Origin of the sequence: Streptomyces sp. NPDC005808 (assembly GCF_042871385.1) — a bacterium.
Lineage (GTDB): Bacteria > Actinomycetota > Actinomycetes > Streptomycetales > Streptomycetaceae > Streptomyces.
Genome location: NZ_JBIAIK010000047.1, coordinates 1 through 1,586, shown reverse-complemented (window position 1 = coordinate 1,586; position 1,586 = coordinate 1). Strand labels below are relative to the sequence as shown.

The 1,586-nt window shown below is 72.1% G+C and carries 1 protein-coding gene; it reads left to right on the top strand.

The genetic code is table 11. The annotated features are described in order from the left end of the window. Positions 1 to 163: 163 nt before the first annotated feature. Positions 164 to 1,586: type I polyketide synthase (locus ACFYPC_RS37010; protein WP_391891740.1), on the top strand; the 1,423-nt coding region annotated here is incomplete at its 3' end.

Below are 1,586 nucleotides of genomic sequence, written 5' to 3'. Positions count from 1 at the left end.
GGGCGAGCCGCAGCTCGCGGTCCACGCCGGCGAGGTGCTCGTGCCCCGTCTGGCCCGGGTCGCGGTCCCGGCCGAGGAGCAGCCGGTAGGTGAGCCTGCCGAGGGCGCGGTGCTGGTGACGGGTGCCGCAGGCGCCCTGGGCGCGCTGGTGGCCCGGCACCTGGTGACCGAACGAGCGGTACGCAATCTCGTACTGGTCTCCCGGCGTCCGTCGACCGGCCTGGTGGCCGAGCTTGAACAGCTGGGTGCGTCCGTCCGCTGGGCGTCCTGTGATGTCACCGACCGCGACGCTCTGGCCGAACTCGTCTCGCAGGTCACCGAGACGACTGGTCTGGCGGGTGTCGTTCACGCCGCCGGTGTCATCGACGACGGTGTGCTCGAGTCCCTCACCCTGGAGCGGGTCACCGCCGTTCTGCGTCCGAAGGTCGACGCGGCCTGGCACCTCCATGAGCTGACCGCCGGCCTTGACCTGTCCTTCTTCGTCCTGTTCTCCTCCGCCGCCGGAGTCCTCGGCTCCGCGGGGCAGGCCAACTACGCGGCCGGCAACGCCTTCCTCGACGGCCTCGCCCACGCCCGCCGGGCCCAGGGCCTGCCGGCCACCTCACTCGCCTGGGGCCCCTGGGCCCAGGGCGGAATGCTCGGTCGTCTCGAAGCGGCCGACATCGCACGTATGCGGCGCGGCGGTATCCCTCCGCTGTCGGCGGAGGAGGGGCTGGAACTCTTCGACCAGGCCCTGCGCTCGGACGAGGCGGCGCTCGCGCCGGTCCGGCTCGACCTCGGTGTGCTGCGTAAGGCGCCGGTGGTTCCGCATCTGCTGCGGGGCCTGATCCGTACCACCAACCGCCGCACCGCCCGAGCCGGGAACGGACAGTCCTCCGCCTTCGTCCAGCGCCTGCTCGCCGCCGGCACGCACGAGCGCACCCAACTCGTCCTGGACGCCGTACGCACCGAGGTCGCCGCCGTCCTCGGCCACGCCTCCGCGGACGCGGTCCCCGCCCAGCGCGCGTTCACCGAACTCGGCTTCGACTCGCTGACCGCCGTCGAACTCCGCAACCGCCTCGCCCCCCTTACCGGCCTGCGGCTGCCCGCCACCCTCGTCTTCGACTACCCCTCCGCCGGACAACTCGCCGACTTCCTCACCCACGAACTCGTCGGCGACACCACCAGCACCACCCACACGACCACCACCACCGCCATAGGCGACGACGAACCCATCGCCATCATCGGCATGGCCTGCCGCTACCCCGGCGGCATCACCTCACCCGAAGACCTCTGGCACCTCGTCGCCACCGGCACCGACGGCATCACCCCCTTCCCCACCGACCGCGGCTGGGACCTGGAGCGGCTGCTCGACACGGACCCCGATCACCAGGAGCTCACCCTCGAGGGCGGCTTCCTCCACGACGCGGGGAAGTTCGACCCTGCGTTCTTCGGAATCTCGCCGCGCGAGGCCCTCGCCATGGACCCGCAGCAGCGCCTCCTCCTGGAGACCTCCTGGGAGGCGCTGGAGCAGGCGGGCATCGACCCGGCAACCGTCCGGGGCAGCCGGACCGGCGTGTTCGCCGGCCTCATGTACCACGACTACG